We start from the raw sequence: 25058 nt of genomic DNA on the forward strand, positions 1-25058 counted from the left end.
AACGCGGAAAATGGAGTCTGTGTTCCATGAAACCGGGAAAAATTTTAAAAATTGCCTTTAGTATGGTCAAAGCCAATAAGCTGAGGAGCTGGCTGACTATAATAGGGATAATAATAGGCATTGCCTCGGTAATGGCGATTGTCACTACTGGGGAATATTTTGAGAAAGAGGTAACTGAAACTCTGGAAGGCTTCGGTGGTGATATCATCACAATCGTAGCCTCAACTCCCTTCCAGGTAAACGATGAAGAATCTGTAGTAGTTGACTCGGAAAATACGGAAGGAAGTTCAGAAGTTTCTGAAGATAGCCTGGAGACAACTGTAGAGACCGAAGAGAACGGAGAAAGTGAAGAGGAAACTCAGATCAATACATCTGATACTGTCGATTTTGAACAGATGACGGAACCTCAACTTACAAATATGGATATACTTACCCTGCGCCGCATTCCGGCTATCGAATATATCAACGTTAATGTTGAAAACAGCGCAGAAATGAAGATAGGAGCCGAGAGTACCGATGTCTGGGTGACAGGCGTGGACCCAGCTGTCTGGCCTAAAATCTCAAAAAAGGATGTAGAGAAGGGCCGAATGCTGGAAACCGGAGATAGGAACGTTGTGGTTCTTTCAAATGAGCTCGCAAAGAAAACTTTCGAGAGGGAAATCAGGATTAACGAGATAGTTCTATTGAATGGCAAATCGTACAGAGTAGTTGGGATTCTGGCAACAGGTAGTGGGATTCTTGGAGGTCTTTCAGGACTTTTCGGGAGTAGTATATATATGCCTTACCAGGATGCATATTCCCTTTCCAGCAACGAAGACCTTTCTGAGACCGAAACGGATGACTACAGCACAGATGACTACAGCACAGATGTTTACAGCACAATAGAAGTTAAACTCAAAAAAGATGCAGATTATGAAGTAGCTATTAAAGATATCGAGCGCAGCCTAAGGCTCTCGAGAAGAGTTACTGAAGATACCCAGGACTTCTATGTGAATTCTCAAAAAGAAGCAATTGATAGCACAAGAAAGATGATTAACGGCCTTACCGCCTTCCTGGCGTTCATTGCAGGCATTTCTCTCCTTGTAGGCTCTACAGGAATTGCGAATACAATGTTTACGTCTGTCCTTGAGAAAACTAAAGAGATCGGGATCATGAAAGCCATAGGAGCAAAAAACCAAGATATAATGCTGATCTTTCTTTGCAATTCTGCAATGATTAGCCTTGTAGGCGGAATCATAGGTATTCTCCTCGGCACAGTTGCAGTGCAGGCGGTCCTTTTCTTCATCTCTATAAAAATGAATGCTCCCTTCGAATTCGCCCTCAGCTTTAAAGCTACCTTTATTTCGACCTTAGTTTCCATAGTTGTGGGTCTGATTGCAGGTCTCGTGCCTGCAAAGAATGCATCGGAACTGAAACCAGTGGATGCACTGAGATATGAATGAACAGTTTGGAATGAACAGTTTGGAATGAACAGTTTGGAATGAACAGTTTAAAAGAAGAATGTCTTACTGGAGATTATTTCACCTGAAATAATCGTCTTAGAAAGTAACAGAGGAATAGAAAAAGGAATAGAAAAAGAGGTGATTATAAGTCAAAAACTATATTTCTTGAATAAATATGAAGAATTATATGAAAAACTATATATATGGCCTAAAATATGAGAAGCAGTGGATATAGGAGATAAAATGGATAGTATTAAACTATTTAAAAAGGTCACTGATAGTATCAGTATAATCTTTCTTTATATACTACTGCTGGCTTTAATTATGGGAATGGTAAAGACCTTGCTGGATATCCGTCTCATTATTTTTGAGTCTCTCGAAAGCGGATTCAGTCACATGGTAACAAGTGTATTGACGGTTTTTATTGTGATTGACCTTTTCAAAGCTTTTGTTGATTACCAGGAGAACGACAGGATCAGGCTTACGGATATCACAGATGCCACAATATTTATAGTCCTGCGTGAAATTGCAGTCGGACTCTATTCACAGGAATTCGGATATGAATTTATTTTAAGTCTGGCGGCTTTATTGTTTGTACTCAGTATAATGAGGGTGCTTGCTATCAAATATTCCCCCGCAAAATCCCGGGCTCCGGGAGCTGATACAACTACTGTACAGAGTGAAGGGCAAACTGCAAAACAGAGTGTTAGTGCCATCTTAGATAAATGCAAAGCTGCCTCTGAGAGCAATTAATTTCTTTTTTAAAGCGTTTGAGCAGTCTCGCCTCTGCTGTGTTATATTCTGCCTCTAGAAGACAGAATAAAATATTTTTTATTTTTGATCACACATGTAAGGATAAATTTAGAATAAATTTTGGCTACGAAGATTAAGTAAAATTAGTAAAGTTAGTAAAGCTGGAAAACTAGAAAGCTGGAAAACTAGAAAGCCAGAAGGTTAGAAAGGTAGTAAAGGCTAGTAAAGCTGGAAAGTTAGTAAAGCTGGAAAGTTAGAAAGGTAGTAAAGGCTAATCCTGAAATAAAAAGTTTTAAACTATTCTTGAGTATGAGATGTTTAAATGAAAGAGAGTGCTCAAAATCTCAATACCGAAAAAAAAGGGCTGAAGCCTGTTATCAGGAAAATATACGATTGTCTCCTTGGCTCCTATGGCCCTCAGGGTTGGTGGCCTTTAACCGAACTTCGTGAATCCGGTGGGAAAAATCCAACAAAAACCGGCTCTATCCAGGGGTATCACCCCGCAGATTACACCTATCCACAAACCAGAAACCAGCAGTTTGAGATTATCTGTGGAGCTCTGCTTACGCAGAACACGAGCTGGATACAGGTTGAAAAGGCTCTTCTGAACCTTAAAGATATCCTTAGCCTTAAGCAGACACACTCCTTTTCTCCAGAAGTAATTCTTTCCCTTGACCCGGAAGTCCTGAAAGAAGCTATCAGGCCGGCAGGTTATTACAACCAGAAAGCAGTGCGCCTGAAAGACCTTGCCTGCTGGTTTTCGGAACTTGAAGATCGAATTCCTGCGCGTAAAGAGCTTCTTTCCTTAAAAGGCGTGGGTCCTGAAACTGCAGATTCGATTCTGCTCTATGCCTTCAAACAGCCTTCTTTTGTTGTTGATGCTTATACTAAAAGAATAGTGACAAACCTGGGTCTTGTTGACGAAAAGGCGGGCTACAATGAAATCAAAGCCCTGTTTGAAGAAAATTTGCCTGAAGACCTGGCTGTTTACCAGGAATATCATGCACTGCTTGTGGAGCATGCAAAGAGATATTATCAGAAAAAAAGCATTTGGACTAATGATGAGATACTAAAGTGTATATTGTAACATTCAATATATTTTCATTTGTAATATTCAATATGTTTTCATATGGACTAATCAGAATTTAATGCGCGTTAGACGTTCTTGAAACAAAGAATATGCAGGTAATTGAAGCTCTAATCTGGACAGCAATATTTACACTAATCGTTAGCAGAAGAATTTTTTATCTAAGGCATTCATATTCTTCGAGTAATGATTTTGTGTAGATATGGCAAGGATGACTGAACACCTGATCAACAGTTCCGGATTCTACTATTTTCCCCATAAACATTACGATGACCCGATCACACATAACCCGGACTACATCCAGGTCATGCGAAATAAATAACATTGCAAAGCCCTGTTCTCTTTGCATTGACCTTAATAGAGTTAAAACTTGAGCTTGAACGGATACATCAAGCATGGATGTAGGTTCATCGGCAACTAACAACTCGGGCTTTAAAGCTAATACCCTGGACAACGCTACTCTCTGTATCTGACCACCGCTAAGCTCCCATGAGTATCTGTTCAAATGTTCCTGCTGTAGCCCCACCATGCTAATCAATTGGTTAATCAGTGCTTTTTCATCTTCACTTTTCCTGGATGCTAATTTGTTAATTCGGAGCACTTCGGCGATACAATTGTATATTTTCATGTGGGGATTAATCGACGATTCCGGGTTCTGAAAAATGATTTGAACCTTTTGCCTGTAGCTCTTCAGTTTATCTCCCCTGATACTTGAAACATCTTCACCATTAAGGTACATACTCCCCGAACTGCTTTTCAACAATTTGAGAACCATCTTGGCAAGGCTCGTCTTACCACAGCCGCTTTCACCGATTATTCCAACCGTTTCGCCTCTGTCAACAGAAAACGTCACATCGTCAACAGCCTTCAAAGATGCTTTATGTATGACACCGGAATTGTAAACCTTTGAGAGATTTCGGACTTCAAACATATTTTAGGCACCTCACTCTATGTTCTTTATTTAGAGTAAGAAGGTCTGGATGCTGATCTTGGCAGACACCAGTTGCATATGAACAGCGGTCAAAAAATCTACAATTAGAAGGTAAATCAATTAAACTGCATACTGTGCCATTTAGAACATTGAGTCCTTCACATGGCTGCGACTTTATTAAACCCATTAAATATGGATGTTTAGGGTCATTAAACAGTGTCTCCACATCTCCCGTTTCAACAATTTCACCGGCATACATCACAGCGATTGTATCACAAATAGCTGACGCAAATTTCAGATCATGTGTGATGATTAACACAGCGCTGCCTGTTGTTTCAGTGAACTTCCTGATCGTCGCAATAACCTGCCCGCGCTTAATAGCATCCAGGCCCTTCGTCGGTTCGTCAGCGATCAATAAAGAGGGATAACCGCTCATCCCCATTGCTGCAAGGACTCGTTGTTTCATACCACCACTCAGCTCATTGGGATATTGGTGCATAATGGCTTTGGGTTCTGAAAAACCGAGTACACTGAGTAAGTCTATCGAAGTTTCGCGACATTCTTTTTTTGATACTGCCTGATTTATTCTAACTGATTCCATGATCTGCGTTCCATTTTTCATCAAGGGGTTAAGCGCTTCAGCTGGGTTCTGGCAAATAAATGCAATCTTGTGACCTCTGACAGCTCTCAGCTCCTTATCAGACATTTTAAGGATATCTTTACCTTCGAATAATATCTTACCAGTAATACAGGCGTTCTTCGGAAGAAGTTTCAGGACAGACTGTCCCAGGACCGATTTACCGCAGCCTGTCTCACCGATCAGCCCAATAATTTGCCCGCGATGTATATCCATATTGACGTTACATACAGCATTGACGCAGCCGTTTCTACTGTCAAAATGTGTACATAAATTCTGAATTTCAAGCAGTTTTTCCATACTTAGACTTCCCTAAATGTGGAGATAATCTTTCTTGGGATTCAGCCATTCCTGCAGCTCGTCTCCGAGTACGTTGAAAAGCCATACGTATAAGCAAAGCAGCAATCCTGGGGCCAGGATCATCCAGGGCGCTCTTGTTATATAGGTTAATCCGTCCTTGATCATCAGACCGATTTCCGCAGTTGGCGGCTGCACGCCAAAACCCAAAAAACCAAGTCCTGATATTGCCAGAACAGTATGCCCGATCATAAGAGTAAAAAGAGGAATAAGCGGCCGCACAACATTTGGAAGGATATGCCTGAAGAGCACATAACCGCTTGATGCGCCAATAGCTCGTGCACCCTGTATATAATCCAGTTCCTTAAGGCTGACAACCTCACTGCGGATCAGGCGGGCATATGTCACCCAACCGGTACACGATAACGCGATAATAAGGGTATGTATTCCAGGCCCCAGCATGGCGATCAAGCATAACGACGCAATTAAGCTTGGAAATGACATCACAACATCTTGAATCATGGTATATACCTTATCGATAACGCCACCGTAATAACCAGAAATTGAACCAAAAATCGCACCCACAAATAAGCAAATGATCTGAATAACGAGTGCTAGTGCCAGAGAAAGCCTCAAACCGATAAATGAACGTCCAAATAAATCGCGGCCAAGATTGTCGCTACCGAACAAATGCACAGAACTTGGCGCTTGAAGCGCATTTTTTATATCAAGATCATAACTAGCCGAGAACAGATAAGGTGAGAAAATGACAAATAAAAGCAAAATAGCGGTTAATACCGTAAGGATAATAATGATATGTTTATTATTTTTCATTCATTGCCATCCTAACTCTGGGATCGATCAGAGTGTATGTAAGATCCACCAATAGGTTTATTAGCATAATGAAGAGAGCGAATATAAAAACAAACCCCAGTATAACCGGAAAATCTTTCACCATTATTGCCATGACTAGGTAGTTCCCCAAGCCGGGCAGCCCGTATATATTCTCGATAATGACACTTCCGCCCAGCAAGCTCGCCATATTAGTACCGCATAAGGTGATGATCGGAAGTGCGATATTTATCAGGACATGCCTGATCATAATAGAACTCTCGCTTAAGCCTTTTGCTCTTGCAGTAACAACATATACGCTCGAAAGGTTATCCATGAGGCATGATTTTGTTATTTTGATAATGGTACTTGAATAGCTCAACCCAAGAACCGCTACAGGCAGGATAAGGCTCGAAAATCCATTAAATCCGAATGAGGGCAGCAGATGGAGTCGAATTGAGAAAATCCATAGGAATAAGAGCGCCAGCCAGAAGCTCGGTACGGACATATTGAACACAGCAAAAAAACGAATGACTTTATCTAGAATTGTATTATGATATCGAGTTGACAGAATGCCTAATGATAATCCTACGACAAGCGCGAGAAGAGTAGAAAGTAACATCAGCGATATGGTACATCCTGCTCTAGTCGTAAATTCATGCAGAACCGGTAATCCGGTTTTAAATGATGTCCCGAAATCGCCTTTCAGAATCCCGGCCAACCAGGCCCCAAACTGTTCAAAAAAATTTCCATTAGTACCCAGCTTTTCCGCATACATCTCAACTGTTTTCGGGTTCAAGCCTCCTGTTGGGTCTTTATACCGCAATAGCTTCTCTGCAGGGTTACCCGGAGAGTAGAACATCACGCTAAAACACAATAATGCGACAAGCAAAGCTGTGACAAGTGTTCTACAGAGCTTTTTTATAATCACCTGAACTCTCATATCTGATCTACAATTTGAGACTTTAAGCATATTCAGGCCTTAAGCAAACCTTAAGGCCTGAATATGCTTTCTGTTTACTTTTATCTCGTAATCTTCACGCCGGACAAATCAATGACACACTCATTTGGGTTAAAAATAAACCCTGTAACATCCTTCGAGTGGATAAACACCCTGGGTGTTGTATACAACCCGGTTCCCGGATAAAACGCGTACTCTTCTGCCCACACCTTGTCAAAAGTATTCCACAGATCATCTTTTGAGCTCTTCACTAAGACTTCGTCTAAATACGTTGAGAAGTTGCTGCTAACGCCAAAGCCGATTCCAAAATCATCATAGGTGTTGACCGCGCCTCTCCAGGACATGTATGTTTGAGGCGTTGTAAGCCACGGATGTGTGTATGCAATATCAAAATCGCCATCTTTTTCTTTTTCTGCTCTGGCTGAATCATCCAGCGCCTCAAGTTTTGTATCTATGCCAACCTTCTTCAGGCAGTCTTGAACAAATACAGCGGTCGCTCTTGCGGTTTCATCGCTCTCAACCACAAACCGTAAAACAACAGGCTGCCCATCTTTTTCAACAATGCCATCACCGTTTGTATCCACATATCCGCCTGCTGTCAGCGCAGCCTTTGCTGCATCCAAGTCGTAAGTATATTCTTTTTCATTTCTCGGCGAAAAGTCATATTTTCTTCTCATGAAATCGCCGCTTTCAGCTCCCATACCGGACATTACGGTATCGGCAAGAGTCTTGCGGTCAATTGCATATGTAACGGCTTTTCTGAGGTTTATATCCGTCATAGGCCCTTCAGCATAGTTATAAACGTATGTTGCGATCAAGCCGCTATCAGGATTTAAGTCAACAACATAATTATCATCCTTCTTCAGCTCTGCAACAGCTGCGTAGGAAAGCGCGCAATAATGCTCAGCAACGCCGATGACATCAACCTGACCGCTTTGAAGCGCCATGATTCGCGCGTTTTCATCAGGAATAACAACCCACTTGACGCCGTCGATCGAAGGCATTTTGTCCTTGTTCCAGTAATCTTTGTTTGTTTTAAGTGTCGCGCTCTGATCAGTCTGATAATCATCGAGAATGAATGGTCCTGTTCCCACCCAGTTAACAACGTTGCCCTTGTCATCAAGGGAACCGGGAAGCGAGACATAAATTCTGGTCATCTCCGTCGGAAAGTTGCCATAGCTCTTGTTAAATTTTACATCCAGGGTAGTATCATTAACAACGTCCATTGATTCCAGTGAATAAATAAAACTGCCATCGCAATACGGAGCCCAGGCCTGCAGTGAATATTTGACAATATCGGCAGTTAAGGGTGTGCCATCGGTGAATTTGACATTCTGGCGAACTTTAAGTGTGTATTCTGTCAGATCCGCATTCGTTGTCCACGACTCAATAATATCAGGTTCGACGCCCATACTCTCCGACCGTTGTGTCATCAAATCAAACACCATTGACTGGCCTTCTTTGCCTGAACCTTGCTTAAAGTCGGCAAGCGCACCGATAACAAGCGTATTTTTACCCGACGCTACGCCACCGGATGTATTCGTGTTTTCCTGGGTACTTGTCTTGCTGACGCAGCCGGCCATAAGCGTGATAGCCATAACTGCCAAGAGGACAAACGCTGCGATTTTCTTAAATCTCATTCTATTTTCCTCCGTTTGTGCGGACTCTGGTCCAAAATCCAGTGATTTTTGCATTTTTTGATTGAAAATCTGAATTAGCAAGAAAAATTCGGTTTTCACTAAAATCAATATTCGGTATCTAAAGACGTCAATCCCTAAGTTGTATTACAAGGATTGTGACCAATTACAAAATCTAGTGATTTTGAATTTTACATTCATCACTAGATTTTGGTACTGAGTCTTTGTGCGGTATTCTAAATAAAAATTCATCTACCCCATTTTTGTATATTGGGTGCGGATAAGCCTTGAATACGTGCAGTCACGTAAAATCATCTCTTCATGCCTGCCGGTTTGCACAACTGTTCCTTTTTCAAGCACAACTATTTTATCCGCAGCCATAATCGTAGAAAGTCTATGAGCGATAACAAGTGTAATCCTGTTCTTGCTGAGTTCTTGTAAAGCTTCTCTGAGTTCTTCCTCATTTTTTGTGTCCAGGTTCGAGACCGCTTCATCCATCAGCAATATCGGTGCGTTTTTCAGCAAGGCTCTTGCAATTGCGATACGCTGTCTCTGACCTCCGGACAGCTGCACGCCGCGTTCACCAACCTCCGTATCGTAACCGTTCGGAAGGCTTATGATAAAATCATGTATTCTGGCTTTTCTTGCCGCTTCATAGATTTCCGTGTCTGTAGCGTTTTTCTTGCTCAACAGAAGGTTATCCTTAATAGAGCAGTTGAAAAGATAGACGTCCTGCGGCACGATGGATACAATGTCCCTTAAATCCTGCTGCTTTAGATCACGTACATCCTGACCGCCGACACGTACGCAGCCTTCAGTGACATCCCAGAATCGAAGCAGCAGATTCGCGCAGGTGGACTTTCCAGATCCGGAATGACCGACAAGCGCCACAGTCTCTCCGTGACTCACCCTAAAAGAAACATCCTTTAACACGAGCGGCAATTCTTCTTTATATCGAAAACTTACATGGTCGAATTCAACACTGAGCTTATCCTGCAATGGTTTGCTTACCTTTACCATGTCTTTTACTGTTTCCGGCATCTCGAGCACGGTAAAAACACGGTTGGTTGATGACTGCATAATACCAAAGCTTCTTGCCATCGTACCGATGGCGACGACTGGCGTAAAAACATATATGGATAGAATGATCGATACTGCATACCATTGTCGACCCATCATCCCGTTCTTTATCAGGTATACCGAGATGATTGTGACACTCAGCAATCCGGCGGACATGAAAAAATTAAGAAGTCCTGTTTCAATTCCCTGTCTGCTTCCATATTTACGCTGTACTGCCGACAGACACTTATTCGCGTTTCTGAGTTTTTTCAAATACCACGATTCATAACCGAAGGACAATATTTCACGAATTCCCTGGATACCGTCAACTACTTCCGAATTGACTTCGGCAAGCCCTTCGCGTATTTTACGTCCATCTATTTCCGCTCGGTTTTGGAAACAGAACGGGACTGTGGCAGTCAGGAAAAGCCACGGAATCAATACAAGCGCAAGATAGGGATGAATCAAGACTGCAATAACGGCAAGAACAATGACCGGAACGATCACGGCAATAAAAGCTGCTCCATATGTATGTGCATAAAACCATTCCAGGGTTTCAACATCAGACATCAGCGTTGATGAAAGGTCGCCCGTCCGTTTATTCATTAAATAACTCGGTGCAATTTTTTCAATAGCCCTGTACAGCTTTACTCGTAAATGAGCCAATATCCCATAGGCAGCTTTATGGGCATACCACATTTCCGCATAACTCATGACAGCTCGCAGAACAACTAAGCCAATGAGCACCCAAATCCCGATCAAAATTGCATGAGGTGTGGCCCCTAATATCGCCAGACTGACCAAATAAGCACCGTAAGCCGAACACGCGATTGCAGCGCCTTGATTCATAATTCCGGTGATAATTCCGAGAATTATGGAGCTTATGACGGGTTTCAGATGCGGCAGAAGCTTAATAAATATTTTCATCTGATTTTCACTCCATTTTATTCCCAGCATTTTGAGCTTTCATGAGTTCCATAAAAGCTCCATCCCTGGATATCAGCTCTTGCGCTGTCCCGTGTTCGCAAATATGCTCATTTCCCATCACATATATTTCATCAGCGTCTATTATTGTTGAGAGCCGGTGGGCAATTACCAATGTGGTTTTGTTTCTCGCAAGCCGATCAAGACTTTCCTGTATTGCACTTTCATTTGACGCGTCCACATTCGATGTTGCTTCATCAAGCACAAGTATCGGTGCATCCTTGAGCATCGCCCTGGCTATCGAAATTCTTTGCCGTTCGCCTCCCGAAAGCCTAATGCCTCTTTCTCCGACGATCGTTTGATATCCTTGTGGCAGCGCGGATATAAAGCCATGGGCGTTTGAATTACGGCAGCAATCTTCTATCTCCTTAAAGGAGGCCTCCGGTTTTGCGACGCGAATATTATCCTCAACAGTTCCGTAAAATAGATAGGTGTCCTGAAACACGGCAGCGATTTGACGGCGAAGATCCTGTATTGAATATTTACCAATCTCTTTTTTGCTGATTGTGATACTGCCCGTCTGCGGGTCGAAAAACCTGAGCAGCAAATTGACAACAGTAGATTTGCCGGCGCCTGACTGACCGACGAGTGCGATTTTCGCTCCCGAAGGAATTGACAGGTCGAGATTTCTGAGTGCCGGTCTCTTTCCGTCATTATAGGAGAATGTGACGGCATTAAAATCAATAGAAGGTCTCTTTCCCTCAGGAAGAACAAGCCTGTCGTTGCTTTTATTCAGAACAGTTACTGTTGTGTCAAGAAATTCAAACATTTTCTCAGCAGCCGAAAATCCCAAAAATGATTTGTGCCAATACGCATTTAAATCGTTAATTGGTCTGAAGCATTCGGTTGACAAAAACAGAATAACGGTCAGGCTTGACATCGCAAGCATACCCATGCTTAAGTGGAAAGCGCCGATTCCGACTGACAATGCCGTTCCGATAGCAGTCGCGAAGCCGACAAGTGCGGAGCTGATCAGCGACACATTGAGCTTTTTCATCGTGTGCTTATACAATTCGTTGGCATCTCGTTCGAGCTCGTTGCCTTTTTCATCACTCGCATTGAACGCTTTGAGTGTTGTCATTCCCTGCATCGCGTCCACAAACTGCGAATTGAGGTTCCCATAGGATTCCCAATGGCCGTGGCCGATTTTGTTCATCAGTTTGTCCCAGAACATCGGGCAGAGTACTGATATAAGAATTGATACAAAAACAATCACACCCACCAGTGGATCCAGGCTTGCCATATAAGGAAGAATGCATATAAGACCGACGGCAGTGACCAACACCTGAGGGATATAGTCAACTAGAAACACTTCCAAAGCCTCAACGCCATCAATGAATATTGACTGGAGCTTTCCTGTGCGACCGTCCTCCATATATGCCGGACCTAAATGAAAAAAATGCTTAAAAAGATTAATTCTCAAGGCCTCTTTGACTTTCTCAGCCGCATATTTCCCCAATATTTCTCTTATCCATAACAAATGAACTCTCAGCACGACCATAAGTACAATTCCGAGAATTATTGGAATGAAGAGACGCCAATTTAACTCAGCAAAAGCATAACTCACGCCTTTCGCCGATAAAAAGGCTTGAACAATATATGTCCCTGTAATTAGTACGCCTATCAGTGCTTTTGCAAGAAGCGAACCTCTCGCACCTTTTGTAACGCTTAGTAATCGTATAAGCACTTGAAACCTTCTCCAACGGACTAATTCAGTAGATAATGGCCTGCGGTGAAACTTGTTTGGTATGAAATTTATTTATTTTTGTAACACACATACCATACAAAAAATTACTATAAATAGTTATCTATTTGTATCCGGTTAAGATATGACATATAAGGTGTTATTTTCATTGCTTTTTCTGTTAACCTCTAAATATAAATCAAGGTGGATAGATGATTGCAGTAGTCATTTCAAAGTTAACAGATTCCTTAACCGAATACAAATGGAGAAAGATTTAGAGATGAATGGTTTGAATAAAAAATGAAAGAATTGGGTTAAAAAAGAGTAACAGAGAACGGACATGAATCCTTAACCGATGAACAATGAATTGGAATTTATTCAACATTTAACGTTTTGCGTCGCCTACTATTGTATTATGAATTAGACTTCCAAATGGTTTTGAGTCTGCGAAATCATTTCAGGATACAACATATACAGATAATATACAGATAAGAAATGTGTATAAAGGGGGTTTTAATTCGAATTCGGCCAATAAACCTTCAAGAAGTAATCAGCTAGAGGAAGGTTCAAGCGCAAGGCTATCAGTAGATAAAAAACCTGGGAAAGCCCTTCGTCCCGAGCCTTTGCCTCTGGAAGATCTCTACTACATTTATGAAATTGAACGTAGCCATGCCAATAACGTGGCCAGAAATGCCCTGGAACTCTTTGACATTCTTAATTCAATACACAGACTGAACCCCGAAATGAGGAACCTGGTAGAAATCGCTGCTCTCGTTCACGATGCCGGCGTGACAGCAGATCTTGAAAACCATCACAAAGCAGGAAGGAACATTTTACTCCTTCACCCGCCTTTAGAAGTGCCCGAAAGACTCAGGCCTGTTGTTGCCTGGACTGCTTTCCTGCATAAAAAGAGTGTAGGTAAAGAGAAAATTGAGAAACTTAAAGGGAAGGACTTCGGGAAAATGCCTGAGGATCTTCAGAACCTCACCCTTAAAGTAGCTGCCCTTGTCCGGCTTGCCGACGCCCTTGATTATAGCAGGATGGAAAGCAGGCTTGGAAAAGTTACCTTCGGGAAGCAAAGTATCAGATTCGAGATCGAAGGGCAAGGATCTGTAATTGATGCGGAAAGAATGGCAAAGAAAGGCGATCTATGGCATCTTCTCTACAATACCCGGCTTGAGTTCAGGCCTGTACCGAAGAAGTAATAAACCATAGTGTTTACTGGTTTCTGACTACATTTACTGGCTTCTAGCCTACTTACTGGCTTCTAGCCTACTTACTGGCTTCTAGCCTACTTACTGGCTTCTAGCCTACTTACTGGCTTCTAGCCTACTTACTGGCTTCTAGCCTACTTACTGGCTTCTAGCCTACTTACTGGCTCCTGGCTATAGAAACTGATTATATGGAGTATCGTTTTAATGGGTCATCTTATACTTGTCAGGCATGGAGAACCTGGCTTAAAGCCCGAGGAAAGGCTTGCCGGCTGGGTGGACATTTCTCTCAGCAGGAAAGGAATCGAAGAGGCTCTTCAATGTGCAGCAGAGCTTGAAAAATTCGAACTGGACCTTGCTTTTGCCTCAGACCTTGTGCGGACGCAGGAAACACTTTTCTTAATATTGTCCGGGCAGAAGAAAACAGGGGTTGTTGTCCATGAGAGAACAGGAAATGAAGAAAATCTAGGGAAAATGGCCTGGTACTCGTATCCTGAAAAGCTCGGTAAAAACCTTATTCCGATTTATTTCACGCCTTCTTTAAACGAGCGCTACTACGGGAAGCTCCAGGGCAGGAAAAAACAGAAAATGGAAGAAAAATACGGAGCCAAAAAACTTGCCTCATGGCGGTGGAACTTTCAGCCAGGCCCACCTGAAGGAGAAAGCCTCAAAGTCGTGTACGAACGTGCAGTGCCTTATTTCAAGGAGAAAATCCTGCCTGCCTTAGAGGCAGGGAAAAATGTGCTGGTCTGTGCTCACCAGGGCAGTCTGAGAGCTCTGGTAAAATATATCGAAGGGATTTCCGATGAGGATATCAGGGAAATCAGGTTTTCCACCGGCGAACTTGCGATATATCAGTATTCTGAGGGCAAGCTAACACGGGAAAACTCTGAGATGAGCCCTGAAACTAAAAAGAACCTCTAAGTTCTTTCTTAAATTCCTTTTTTAGATATTTTTTAGATATTTTTTAGATATTTTTTAGATATATTTTAGATCTTTTTTAGATCTTTTTTAGATCTTTTTTCTCCTGTTTTCTTTCCCACTTTTCTGGTTTCGCAGTTTTACATATTATGGTACTGGAAAGGAGTTTGATCGTAAATGACTCTTCGAATGGTTCTGGCGCCGGAAAAGATTCACATGTAACCCAGAGGCAGAATATAGAGAGGATCTTCGTTTGCTGGCAGTTTAAGCACTTTTCTTACCTCTTCGTCCTCAAAAGCTCCTACTGTACAGGTTCCTATCCCGAGTTCCACTCCCAGGATACATACGTTTTGTGCAGCGTGCCCTGCTTCCATATGAGCATAACGAATGCCTCGACTGCCGTATTTGCCTGTTATCCTTGGATAAACCGCGGAGATTACAAATGAAACGGGAGCATTTCTTATCATGGGCTGTAAGAGAGCAGCTTTTGAAAGTTTCTCCCTCATATCACCGTCAATTTCCCGGACAAGAGTATGGCCTTCGGGAATGTATCTGTAAACCCCAGGTTCAAGCTTTCCATCTTCTCCGGTAACTACATGAATTTCAAGAGGATAAAGCGCACCCGCTGATGGTGAAGTCCTTAAACCGCCATTAGAACTTATACCCTGCGCAGTCCAGAGCAAGCGAGAAATAACGGACTCGGAGAGTTCCCTGTCTTTATATCTTCTTACAGACCTTCGTTTTGCAATGAGTTCCTCGATATGGCTTCTATCCGCAGCTTCTGGCTCAGGCAGTTTGACTTTCATTGGCAGGTCTGTAAGACCCTGATTTCCCATACTTATTTCCCCCATACTTTTGGTACAACATTTTTATTCCTTAATTATCCCTTAATTGTCCCTTAATTATTCCTTAATTATTCCTTAATTATCCCTTAATTATTCCTTAATTATCCCTTAATTAGTTCTTTTCCGTAATTATTCCAATTATTCCTTAATTATTTTGTAATCCGCTTCATTGCTTCTTCCGAAATCCTTTCAGGAGTCCACGGTGTGTCCCAAACGAGCTCGATCTTTGCTTCTTTTACTCCTTCTATTGCTTCGACCTTTCGCTTTACATTCTCTATAATGAGCTCTCCCATAGGACAGCCAGGCATAGTTAGAGTCATTTTTATATGGACCCGATCCCTTTCTACCTCTATCCCATAAACAAGTCCAAGGTCAATAATGTTTATCGGAATTTCGGGATCGTAGCAGGTCTTTAGAACTTCGATAACTTCTTCTTTCGTAACGATGGTACCATCTCCCCTCAAGTTATGGATCTAAAACAATTTTATGCATTCCATCTAATAAAAAGGTGAATAGAATTAAATAAATTTCCCAGAACCTCAACAAAGGCTGTTCTCCAGTTTGAAAACCTGTGTCCAGCAGTGAAATTATTCAAAAAAAATTACGCAGTTGAACTGATAAATCAACAGCATCGGACCGTTAACTGTCTAAAACGTGACTTTAATCCACAGCCTTTGACGTAGTTGATTTTGTTTCTCAAGTGCGTAAGTCCTAGAGGATACAAAAAAGCTAACGAATAGTTACTAACCCAGCTAGTTACCAAACCAGCTCTTTTTTCGATATACATGGATGTACAGGACTGTATAGATTATCGAGGAACTTAATTCACTGAAAAAGTCATTTTCAAACGTTAAATTATATATAAAAATCCTCTTAATTACTCTTACTGTGAAATAAACACAATGGGGGAGTGAATATAGCCGATAATTCAGATAAAGTTGCTGAAAATATTCCAGGACCTTATTATTGTGACTACAACTGTATAGCCTGTAATCTCTGCGTGGATACTGCGCCTGAAAATTTCAAGATGAATGACGACGAATCCAATGCCTATGTATATAAGCAACCTGAAGACGACGAAGAAAAAGAACTTTGTGAAGAAGCATTAGAAGCCTGCCCGGTTAACGCAATAGGAAATGACGGCTGAATGATCGTCTGAGGTAGCAGATGATGTAACGGCTGGTAATTTGTTTGATTTAAGCCAATTTTCTGGCTTTTTTTTAGTTTTATTGATTATTATTGCCTTTTTACATCATTATTGCCTTTTTACATCATTATTGCCTTTTTACATCATTATTGCTTTTTTATACCACTATTCTTCATTATTACTTCCTTTTTAAATTATTGCTTTCTTTTACCGTTTTTTATTGATTTTTCACGGCTTTTGCTTCTTTATTCATTTTCAATTTCAGAATATATTCTGGAAAGCCCCTGCAGGGTAGAGTAACCTTTCCTGGTAATGATATAGTCTCCCCGTTCATTTCGCTGTAAAATCATTCCTGTTTCAAGGAGTTTCTGAAGGTGAAATAGCAGATTCCCGCCGCGCAGGCCTGTAAGTTTGGAAAGTTCGGAAAATGTTTTGCTTTCCCCTGAAAGTGCTTTGAGCATCAGAAGGCGCTGTCGGTTTGCTACCGGCTCGCAAACTTCAGTGACCAGTTTTTCGGGCTCGATTTCGCTAATGTCTATTTTTTTCTCCTCTTCGTTCTTTTCTTCATAGATCTGGAGCGAACGCATAAGTTTGACCTGCTTTTCAAAAAGATTCGTCACTTCCGAAAAACACTTGCTGCAATTTGAGGTTTTAGATTCCTTTTTTACTTCTTCCAGCTTATCCCGATAAAGCTTTATGGTTTCAGCTTCGATCCGGCCTCTTCCAACAAGCCCTGCGGTTTCATGCAAGAGATCACGAAAAGCCTTTTCACAAAAATCCCGCATCCCACAGTCTGCTGTCATCCTGGTATGCATCCTATCACTTGCGTCCTCACAGAGATAGTCTACCATGGGCCTCATGAAGCTCTTTCTCATCTCCTCAATCATCCCTTCAATATGCTGCTGGTTTGCCTTCTGCAAAAACCGTGAAAATTCGTTCCGCAAGGATGTTACTTCTTCCTTAATAGAGTGAAGTTCTTCCCGGTAATAAGTCTCGGAATTTTCGTTAGCTATTTCCATTTTTTATTTGCCTCGGAAACTTTTTAAAAACTGAACTATAAAAAATTAAAATTATTTTAGTTAAAGTTTGTTGTAATCATGGCCAATAATTACTGTTACTAAAAATGCTGTTAATTGAAGGCACCATTGAATGTATTTATTAAAGTTGAACTTGAAGGGCTTACTAATGGTGTTTATTAAGACTGATATTTGAAGGAATAAGTGAAGGGATTATTAAAGTTTGTTCATTTAAGGTCATTTTTCTATACAATCGGAAGTATGTATATAATTATGACGCTCAGGTATATAAATATACACAACCTTTCTGATGCTGGTGATAAATCATGGAATTACAGGATATAAACAACTTCATACAGACCGCAAATGAAGATCAGCTCAAAGCATTTGGTTTTCTGGGGCAATGGATGGCGGAAAACGTCCCAAAGTACTGTAACTGTCCCTCAAAGTGTTCTCAGAACTGTGAACTTGCAAAGGCACTCGGCGGAGCGCTTCAGGCAGCAGGACAGAAGCTTCAGGGACAGTAAGCAGGGCAAACAGGCAAAAATAGGCAAATATAGGCAGAAAAAAGCAGAAATAGGAAGAAATAAGTAAAAATAGGCAGAAACAACTAGAAATAAGCAGAATCCTATCCGGATCTGCGCTCCTTTTATATTTTTAATCTTTATATACTTCTTTATACCATTTAGATATTATCCGGCCTGATATCTCAGAAACTCTTCCTGTGGTGGTCGGAAGCTGGCTGAAAACTGCATTGTGATTTTTATATGAGCCAGAAGATATACTTAATTTAGAATCTAATAGGGGGAACTCAAGATGGAACCAACGACATCAGAAAGGGAAAACTTCTGGAACGCAAAAACCTATGCATTCGTCACCGATAATACAAAGCCTGCAATGAAGTGGGCCATATCCGAACTTAAAAACCGGGGCAAAGACGTCTATGTCATTGATCTTTCCGACAAGCCGGAGCCCGGCTCTTTAAGAAAAGTCTCTGAACTTCCAGCTGGCCTCAACCGCGCCGTACTGGGCGTCACAATAACTGACCCTGGAAACTTTATCTCTGCCCTGAAGGAGAAAGGCATAAATAAAATCTGGTTCCACTGGAAAACAGAAACCGAAAAAGCTGTTGACACCTGCAAGGCAGAAGGCCTTGAATGCATGACCGAACACTGCCCGATGATGTACCTCGGAAGCGGGTTCAGTATACATGGGATACACAGGACGATTGCGAAGATGACGGGGAAGTATTAAAAAGGCGGACTTTACCCGGAACCTTTATTGTCCACATTTTTAAACCCGCTTCCCATTTTCGCCCACTTAACAGCCAGCTTTTGCAGAAATCAATTCGAAAAGCAATATTTGCACACCGGATGATGTCAATTTCAGTGATTTCATACTGGGAAGCAAACTTCACCTATTATTTACTTCAGTATTGGAATATCAACTTAATCAGAATTTAGCTGATGCATCTCACTATCAGAATTTAGCTGGTGCATCTCACTGCAAGCAACGGGATATCGACTAAAAAAAGAGCACAGGATATCATTAAAGAAATTGTTTTCATTCTCCTACTTCACTTACACTCCTACTTCACTTACACTTTTTGATATACCCCGATAATTGCAGGCAGGCAGCATGTCACAAATGGTTTCAGGGGTTGCCACTTGTGCCTGGGCGGGTGCTGCGACTGCTGCGCAGGAAAAACTTGATAACCTCATCGACAAGCCGCAAGGCAATAACAACGATGATGAAGATCAGCCACTGGTCATTGCTCAGCGAGGTCAGGCCCAGGATTCGTTGCAGGAGACGAAGCTCAGTTGCCCTATCTTGAAATGTATGTAGTGGAACAGATTTTTGTAGATGTTATGACTTTATTCCACTAATTTGACAACGGTAGTAAAGTTGTCGTCAGGACTTTTGTTTCGGCCCGCTGTGGATCGATGATGCCAACTACGACCAGAAGAGTGAGATCCTCCACCAGGTTTGTTCACCTTGGTCTTGTAGGTTAGGAATTGTAGGGAAGGCTTCTTGTTTTGTGATGTACATTGTATCCAATAACCCAAAACAAAGAGCACTTATTTTTATTTAACTTTCAAAGTCAGGTTGAAGAATAAAAAATGAAAAGTTGAAGAATAAAAAATGAGAAATTAAAAAATCTAAAATACAAAGATCATGTTTTAAAGAGTTATAGTGCTTATGGCACTTCTAAATTGTGAAATAAATGAATATATCTTTGGGATTAACCTGTTTCTCAGGAAGCTTTTTTGACAATCACTTTTTATCGACAAGTTTTGCTTCCAGGATCTTTAAGGAGCCAGTGTCACCCTGCCATTCAATTTCACTTTTTACAATCTCAATCCGCTTTTTAAAAAAGGGGGCATCGAGCACAACAGTCTCATATTCTCCGCCTTCTCCGGCCATGTGAACCATGTACCGCTTGTTCAGCGCTTTGAGATGCTCAATCGAGTTTACATTAATAGGGCGACCAAGCCAGGACTCGTCAAGGCCGTCAGCTGCGACTCTGACGATCCGGATATCGAGCACTTTTGACATCTCATTGAGCAATTCTTCAGGGTCTCTGTGCCAGAGAGGAGTATAGACCTTAAGCCCCAGGGCATCGCAGATCTTCTTCACCCTGCCTGCCTGGTACTGGGACTCAATTGCACCTACGGATACGCCGTCTACATCTACTTTCTTGAGGGCAAGGGTCAGGTCATCCAGTTCAAGTTCCTTTATTCCGCTGGACTCCTGCTGGATCAGGGGGATTTCACAGGCGGCAGAGATTAGTTCTACCATGTGGAGGTTGACGGAATGGTACATATAGGAATCGTCCCTTGCGGGAACAATATTAATCAGGTGGGTGACTTCATGCCCTTCCTGGAGGGCTTTATATATGGCAAAAATCGAGTCCTTGCCACCGGAAATCAGTGCTGCGAGTTTCATCTGCATCCCTTTTTGTTTTAATATCTATTTCGTACGTCGGGGGGTTATAATGCGTGGATCATTATGTAATATTTTATATACTTTTTGACTTTTGATCATGCTTCGTCGGCATTTGCAATTTCAGCACTCTTTCTCAAGCCTTCCAAAATTAACTTCATAACGAGCTTTCATTTCTTCCCAGGTGGGAAGGTCTGTCTGGCAACCTCGTGCTTGTACAGCAAAAGAAGCTACGGTAGATCCAATTTTACCGCAGGTGGTAAGCGGGTATCCTCTTGTGAAGGCGAGGAGGAATCCTGCCCTGTAAGCATCTCCTGCTCCGGTGGGATCTGAAGCCTGGACAGAAATTACAGGAATTAAAAATTCGTCTTTACCTGTGTAGATCCTGCTGCCCTGAGAATCATATGTGACCACAATGATGTTGATCATCGCCTTGAGTTCCGAGAAACTTTTTCCGGTCATCTCTGAAACTCGCTTTATCTCGTGCCGGTTCGCAAAAAGGATGTCAGTATGAGCGAGTATGAGTTCAAGGTTTTCTTTTGAATACGTAACAAGATCCTGTCCAGGGTCAAAGGAGACGAAGCCGGCAATTTGTGCAAGTTTAGCGTTATACACCGAGTCAGCGGTTGCAAGATGAACAAAATCAACAGGTTCGGGTTCAAGTTCTTTGAATTTTGAAGAAGCTCCCCAGTAAAAATAGGTTGTCTGGTTGTCTTCCCTGTCAGTGAAAATAAAGGCTTTAGAAATTTTCCGGTCCTCAATTCTATAAAGGCGGGAAAGGTCAACATGCGCGTCTGTAAGGAGTTTTTCATATCCTGAACTTACAAAATCTGTGCCTACAGGGGAAATCAACTGGCTCTTTCCACCCAGCTTTGCAATGGCAACCGCAATATTAGCAGCCCCTCCACCAGGATATTCTTCATAGTCAATGACAGGTGATGACTCGTTTTTTCCTGCGATTCTTTCAACATCTACAATGTAATCAAGGGCAGTATGCCCTACGATGGAAATTATTCTGTCCATGTAGTGTCCTCTTTTTTTCATGGGTTGTGAAAAAACCCGGTTCTTTACGCCGGGTCCAACTTTAAAAACAAAGCCTGAAGGAGAGATAAAACTTGCTTTTTTGCTGGGATTCGATCAGTGATAGATACTCTGTTCTTATGAAAAGCTCTTTTCTTAACGAAATATTCTTTTTAGCCTTATAAAGTCAGTCATGAACAAAACCCATAGACATAACTAACTGCATCATAATGTTTTATTCTTTCCCAAAAGGTTCTGGGAAAAAACTTTTATTTTCCTGTTTTGCTCTTATGCTGCTGTTCGCTCTTCTCAGCTGGCCTTTCGAATTCGGTGACTTCCACAACCGTCAAAGGAATGTCCCGGAGAGATTTTCCGATCACAGATTTTGCGATCCTTTCCGCATGTTCGGCAGACTCAGCATCAAAAACTTTCATCTCAAAAATAAGACCTACAAGAGCGGTGTTTGCCGCTATGAAAACACTGCTAAAGGGCTCACCACATACCGGACAGGATGTAGTTCCCACGTCAACCTCTACGAAATCCAATTTAGGATTCAGGCGTTTTCCAGCTTCTGAAATCGCGACTCCTATAGCATCATCAGCCGTCTTTACATCTCTAACCAACCAAGCTGCTTCAAGTACCACATGGAAGTTTTTCATTATTGTCCACCATAATTATTCAGTTATGCACGTTTTTTAAGAAGATTTCCCGATAGGGAAAAGTTTTCACAGAATCTAAAGAATAGAATAATGTATATAAAATTGTTTCTGCTTCAAATAAACAGTATCATGTTTGCTTTTATATGGTTTTTCAGTTAAGTTTTTAATTTTTGGTCCCACAACTTTAATCCTTTCAACTGAGTATCTATGCTTTCTTCCAGAATCAGGTTCAGGCATTTTTAATTTTCTCTAGTCATTTTTCTCTAGTCATTTTCCTCTAGTCATTTTTCTTTTATTCTCATTTCTCATTTATATAGTAAAAAGAGTTTCATCATCAACTGCAAAAACCCCTAGTTTTGCTCCCGCATCGAGCCAGGCGTGACCATAGCTGAAGGAGGCAAGGGCATTTACAGGATCTCTATTTTCCAGAAAATACACCCCATCTTTATAGTAGGCTTCTGCCATTGTATAATAATCCTTTGCAACGGCATACATATGAGACCCCTGGATTGGGGAATATTTGGCTTTCTGGAGGGCTCTTTTTAACATATCCTCGTATCTTTTGACTTTTTCATCAAGATCAGCAGGCATTATAATCACCAGTAGGCGCTATAAACAGTATTCTCTTTTTTACTCCACTTCTTTCATAAATCCTGCTGGGCCTCCTGCAAGTTTCACAAGCGCTTCGGCTTCAAGAAAATGCAGTTTTCCGGGAATTACGAGGATGTGGAGAGGTTTTCCAAAATCAAAGTCCTTGAGTTTTTCCGCATAATCTGCTTTTACGACCGGCTTTTCAGAGCCTGCCCTAGCTATTCCTACTGCAATAGCTCCTCGCATAATTCCTTCTCCCCTTTTTTCCTCAACCTCAAGGAGAAGCTCAAGGGCGGTATTTACAGTCATATAGCCTTTTTCCTTATCTATATCCAGGAACACCAGGGTATGCAGGCCAAGTTCCAGGTTTTGTTTTATAATATCATAAGGAGTTTCCGAGATTATCCTTGTGCCTCTTCTGCTCTCATAGGGATGAGGAATACTTGCGGATTTCCCGAAGCGGTAGTTCTGCAGTCCTGCAAGACCCGAGACAGCCGAGGCAATTGAAGCTCCATGAACCAGGTGGGTCTCTATCCCCAGTTTTTCAGCTCTCAGGCGTAAGTCTACATGAGTTGTGGAGACCATTGTATCTCCGCCAGTCAGGAAGCAAAGATTGCTGTCCTTTGCTTTGGAGAGCCAGTCAGGGTGCTGCTCCACATCCTCTCTTGAAAGCAAAAAGACTTTCTTGCCGTAGAGTTTCTCCATTTTTTCAAGGTTCGTACCCATGAGAACAGATGTATAGAACTCCGCGTAAACCATATCAGCTTCCCTGATAGCCTCAAGTCCCTTTAAAGAAATGTCATATTCGTCGAAAAGGCCCAGACCTATAAATGTAAGCATAGCCCGCTTTAAGAGCCCTGCTAGTTTAAAGCTTTTTGTTTGAGCAGATCCAGGCAATAATTCTTTATTTTCCGAATTTGAGGATATTCTTAACTTATTTATATATGTAAATTAATATTAGAATGGATTTACAACTGTAATTTTTAAAGGGGTTTTTATGGCTAAAGTTACGCTTATTCACGCCAGCTGGTGTACTGCCTGTCCGGCAGCTCGAAGATTCTGGAAAGACCTGAAATCCGAGTATGACTTTGAATACGAGGAAATAGATGTGGAAACTCCAGAGGGGCAGGCATTGATAGATAAGTATGGCATAGTTGGAGTACCTACGACTATTATTGATGGAGAGGTAGCTTTTACAGGCCTCCCGAAAAAAGCTGATGCTATATCTCGTATTAGCTGAGTAAATCTCAAAAGGGTATTCTATTGAAACTGTTTTCTGGGTTCAGGAGGTAAGTATGTATGACCTTATAATCATAGGAGGAGGACCTGCAGGGCTCGCAGCCGGTATTTATGCCGTACGCCTCGGACTTAATACTTTGATTCTTGAAAGAAGTGAAATTAGCGGACAGATTGCGCTTTCAGATCTCGTGGAAAATTATCCTGGCTTTCCAGCTATCTCAGGGCTAGAATTAATGGAAAAATATAAGGCTCATGCTCAGGCTGTCGGGGTAGAAACAAAGATAACTGAAGTCCTCTCCGTTCGCGCTGAAGGAGAAAAGAGAATAATCTCCACGGACAGTGGAGATCTTGAATCAATAGCTGTCATAGTTGCTACAGGTGCAAACCCCAAGCGTCTGAACGTGCCTGGTGAGAAAGAGTTTATCAGTAAAGGGGTTTCTTATTGCGCCATATGTGACGGGCCTTTTTTTAAAAACAAAACTGTTGTGGTGGTCGGGGGCGGCAACTCAGCAGTTACGGATGCTCTTCTTCTTTCAAAAATTGCCAGGAAAGTATATCTTATTCACAGGAGAGACCAGCTGAGAGCTGTTAAAGTCCTTCAGGATAGGGTTTTTGCAACTCCGAATATTGAATTCATTTTTAATGCCCAGATTCTGGAAATCATGGGAGGCAGCGGAGGAGTTCGAAAAGTCGAAAAAATAAACTATAAGGACCTTAAAAGTGGAGAACAGCGCGAACTGGCTACAGACGGTGTTTTTATTTACGTGGGTATTCATCCAAACACTGAAATCATTGACGTGGACAAGGATGATGAGGGCTTTATCAGGACGGATAACTTACTTGAAACCTCAAAGAAAGGAATTTATGCTGTAGGAGACTGTCGTGATACCCCAATCTGGCAACTTGTGGCAGCTGTTAGAGATGGAGCACTGGCAGCTACTGCTGCGAGCGTGTATATAGAGGACTTCAAAAAAGAGACTACATGAAAACTATCTAAATAAGGATATCTGGCTAAAGTTGCTTGAGATTGGTTACCTGAAGAGTCACTCTTGATTAGAGTCACTCTAATCAAGAGTTGCTCTAATCAAAAGTCACTCTAATCAAAAGTCACTCTAATCAAAAGTCACTCTAATCAAGAGTTACTCTAATCAAGAGTTACCCTA

General features: G+C 41.8%; 27 protein-coding genes. 11 read left to right on the plus strand and 16 right to left on the minus strand.

Features of this window, described 5'->3' with window-relative positions; genetic code table 11:
* Positions 1-26 precede the first annotated feature (26 nt).
* From MSKOL_RS09280 to MSKOL_RS09290, 3 genes are all read left to right on the plus strand, one after another.
* Positions 27-1442, plus strand: a complete 1416-nt coding sequence (locus tag MSKOL_RS09280) for an ABC transporter permease (RefSeq protein WP_048155547.1) — start codon at positions 27-29, stop codon at positions 1440-1442.
* Positions 1443-1685: 243 nt separating this feature from the next.
* Positions 1686-2195, plus strand: a complete 510-nt coding sequence (locus MSKOL_RS09285) for a phosphate-starvation-inducible PsiE family protein (protein ID WP_048155549.1) — start codon at positions 1686-1688, stop codon at positions 2193-2195.
* 322 nt (positions 2196-2517) lie between these two features.
* On the plus strand, positions 2518-3282 hold the full coding sequence (locus MSKOL_RS09290; protein ID WP_048155552.1) for an endonuclease III domain-containing protein: 765 nt from the start codon (positions 2518-2520) through the stop codon (positions 3280-3282).
* 157 nt (positions 3283-3439) lie between these two features.
* Here the strand turns inward: MSKOL_RS09290 and MSKOL_RS09295 are convergent, their stop codons facing one another.
* The 7 genes from MSKOL_RS09295 to MSKOL_RS09325 all read right to left on the minus strand — a co-directional run bounded on the left by MSKOL_RS09295 (position 3440) and on the right by MSKOL_RS09325 (position 12306).
* Positions 3440-4213, minus strand: coding sequence for an ABC transporter ATP-binding protein (locus tag MSKOL_RS09295; protein ID WP_048155554.1), 774 nt, complete (start codon positions 4211-4213; stop codon positions 3440-3442).
* Positions 4206-5066, minus strand: a complete 861-nt coding sequence (locus tag MSKOL_RS09300; protein ID WP_231592585.1) for an ABC transporter ATP-binding protein — start codon at positions 5064-5066, stop codon at positions 4206-4208. Before MSKOL_RS09300 ends, MSKOL_RS09295 begins: the two co-directional genes overlap by 8 nt.
* Before the next feature lie 96 nt (positions 5067-5162).
* Positions 5163-5981 carry an ABC transporter permease gene (locus MSKOL_RS09305; RefSeq protein ID WP_048155560.1) on the minus strand — a complete coding sequence of 273 codons (819 nt, stop codon included), beginning with the start codon at positions 5979-5981 and terminating at the stop codon, positions 5163-5165.
* Entirely contained in the window at positions 5971-6921 is a 951-nt protein-coding gene (locus tag MSKOL_RS09310) for an ABC transporter permease (protein WP_048155563.1), read from the minus strand. Before MSKOL_RS09310 ends, MSKOL_RS09305 begins: the two co-directional genes overlap by 11 nt.
* 80 nt (positions 6922-7001) lie before the next feature.
* Complete coding sequence (locus MSKOL_RS09315) at positions 7002-8579, minus strand: ABC transporter substrate-binding protein (RefSeq protein WP_048155566.1); 1578 nt, start codon at positions 8577-8579, stop codon at positions 7002-7004.
* Between the two features lie 249 nt (positions 8580-8828).
* The gene (gene cydC, locus MSKOL_RS09320) at positions 8829-10592 is read right to left on the minus strand and encodes a thiol reductant ABC exporter subunit CydC (protein ID WP_048155569.1); all 1764 of its coding nucleotides are present in this window, start codon (positions 10590-10592) and stop codon (positions 8829-8831) included.
* A complete protein-coding gene (locus MSKOL_RS09325) occupies positions 10570-12306 on the minus strand; it encodes an ABC transporter ATP-binding protein/permease (RefSeq protein WP_048155573.1) in 1737 nt (578 codons plus the stop codon). Before MSKOL_RS09325 ends, cydC begins: the two co-directional genes overlap by 23 nt.
* Before the next feature lie 494 nt (positions 12307-12800).
* Here MSKOL_RS09325 and MSKOL_RS09330 point away from each other — a divergent pair, with 494 nt between their 5' ends.
* Complete coding sequence (locus MSKOL_RS09330) at positions 12801-13508, plus strand: HD domain-containing protein (protein WP_231592587.1); 708 nt, start codon at positions 12801-12803, stop codon at positions 13506-13508.
* 213 nt (positions 13509-13721) lie between these two features.
* Positions 13722-14438 carry a histidine phosphatase family protein gene (locus tag MSKOL_RS09335; RefSeq protein ID WP_197078865.1) on the plus strand — a complete coding sequence of 239 codons (717 nt, stop codon included), beginning with the start codon at positions 13722-13724 and terminating at the stop codon, positions 14436-14438.
* 209 nt (positions 14439-14647) lie between these two features.
* Here MSKOL_RS09335 and MSKOL_RS09340 read toward each other — a convergent pair whose 3' ends face one another.
* Both MSKOL_RS09340 and MSKOL_RS09345 read right to left on the minus strand, forming a co-directional pair.
* Positions 14648-15271: a SagB/ThcOx family dehydrogenase gene (locus tag MSKOL_RS09340; protein WP_197078749.1), complete on the minus strand. Its 624-nt coding sequence runs from the start codon at positions 15269-15271 to the stop codon at positions 14648-14650.
* Between the two features lie 158 nt (positions 15272-15429).
* Entirely contained in the window at positions 15430-15744 is a 315-nt protein-coding gene (locus tag MSKOL_RS09345) for a metal-sulfur cluster assembly factor (RefSeq protein ID WP_231592158.1), read from the minus strand.
* A gap of 452 nt (positions 15745-16196) precedes the next feature.
* Here MSKOL_RS09345 and MSKOL_RS09350 point away from each other — a divergent pair, with 452 nt between their 5' ends.
* Positions 16197-16427 (plus strand): ferredoxin, encoded by a 231-nt coding sequence (locus tag MSKOL_RS09350; protein WP_048120468.1) that lies wholly within the window; start codon positions 16197-16199, stop codon positions 16425-16427.
* A 245-nt stretch (positions 16428-16672) separates the two neighbouring features.
* On the opposite strand, the gene MSKOL_RS09355 is transcribed toward MSKOL_RS09350, so the two are convergent.
* Complete coding sequence (locus tag MSKOL_RS09355; protein ID WP_048120470.1) at positions 16673-17446, minus strand: winged helix-turn-helix domain-containing protein; 774 nt, start codon at positions 17444-17446, stop codon at positions 16673-16675.
* A 323-nt stretch (positions 17447-17769) separates the two neighbouring features.
* On the opposite strand from MSKOL_RS09355, the gene MSKOL_RS09360 reads away from it, so the two are divergent.
* The 3 genes from MSKOL_RS09360 to MSKOL_RS20085 all read left to right on the plus strand — a co-directional run bounded on the left by MSKOL_RS09360 (position 17770) and on the right by MSKOL_RS20085 (position 19288).
* Positions 17770-17970 (plus strand): hypothetical protein, encoded by a 201-nt coding sequence (locus MSKOL_RS09360; protein ID WP_048155580.1) that lies wholly within the window; start codon positions 17770-17772, stop codon positions 17968-17970.
* 289 nt (positions 17971-18259) lie between these two features.
* Positions 18260-18697 carry a CoA-binding protein gene (locus MSKOL_RS09365; protein ID WP_048155582.1) on the plus strand — a complete coding sequence of 146 codons (438 nt, stop codon included), beginning with the start codon at positions 18260-18262 and terminating at the stop codon, positions 18695-18697.
* 384 nt (positions 18698-19081) lie between these two features.
* Positions 19082-19288, plus strand: coding sequence for a hypothetical protein (locus MSKOL_RS20085; protein ID WP_048155587.1), 207 nt, complete (start codon positions 19082-19084; stop codon positions 19286-19288).
* Positions 19289-19717: 429 nt separating this feature from the next.
* On the opposite strand, the gene MSKOL_RS09375 is transcribed toward MSKOL_RS20085, so the two are convergent.
* The 6 genes from MSKOL_RS09375 to dph5 form a co-directional block, all read right to left on the minus strand.
* On the minus strand, positions 19718-20389 hold the full coding sequence (locus tag MSKOL_RS09375) for a diphthine--ammonia ligase (protein ID WP_048120476.1): 672 nt from the start codon (positions 20387-20389) through the stop codon (positions 19718-19720).
* A gap of 120 nt (positions 20390-20509) precedes the next feature.
* Complete coding sequence (locus MSKOL_RS09380; RefSeq protein ID WP_048158267.1) at positions 20510-21409, minus strand: carbohydrate kinase family protein; 900 nt, start codon at positions 21407-21409, stop codon at positions 20510-20512.
* Positions 21410-21675: 266 nt separating this feature from the next.
* Complete coding sequence (locus MSKOL_RS09385) at positions 21676-22065, minus strand: DUF555 domain-containing protein (protein ID WP_048120478.1); 390 nt, start codon at positions 22063-22065, stop codon at positions 21676-21678.
* Between the two features lie 75 nt (positions 22066-22140).
* Positions 22141-22302 (minus strand): hypothetical protein, encoded by a 162-nt coding sequence (locus tag MSKOL_RS20090; protein ID WP_156151027.1) that lies wholly within the window; start codon positions 22300-22302, stop codon positions 22141-22143.
* Between the two features lie 72 nt (positions 22303-22374).
* A complete protein-coding gene (locus MSKOL_RS09390) occupies positions 22375-22656 on the minus strand; it encodes a DUF357 domain-containing protein (protein WP_048120480.1) in 282 nt (93 codons plus the stop codon).
* A 39-nt stretch (positions 22657-22695) separates the two neighbouring features.
* Positions 22696-23496: a diphthine synthase gene (gene dph5 / locus MSKOL_RS09395; RefSeq protein WP_048158268.1), complete on the minus strand. Its 801-nt coding sequence runs from the start codon at positions 23494-23496 to the stop codon at positions 22696-22698.
* 157 nt (positions 23497-23653) lie between these two features.
* Between dph5 and MSKOL_RS09400 the strand changes: the two genes are divergently transcribed.
* Positions 23654-23896, plus strand: a complete 243-nt coding sequence (locus MSKOL_RS09400) for a thioredoxin family protein (RefSeq protein WP_048120482.1) — start codon at positions 23654-23656, stop codon at positions 23894-23896.
* Positions 23897-23951: 55 nt separating this feature from the next.
* Complete coding sequence (locus MSKOL_RS09405; protein WP_048120484.1) at positions 23952-24881, plus strand: NAD(P)/FAD-dependent oxidoreductase; 930 nt, start codon at positions 23952-23954, stop codon at positions 24879-24881.
* Positions 24882-25058 lie beyond the last annotated feature (177 nt).

It is taken from the genome of Methanosarcina sp. Kolksee (assembly GCF_000969945.1).
Taxonomy (GTDB): Archaea; Halobacteriota; Methanosarcinia; order Methanosarcinales; family Methanosarcinaceae; genus Methanosarcina; species Methanosarcina vacuolata.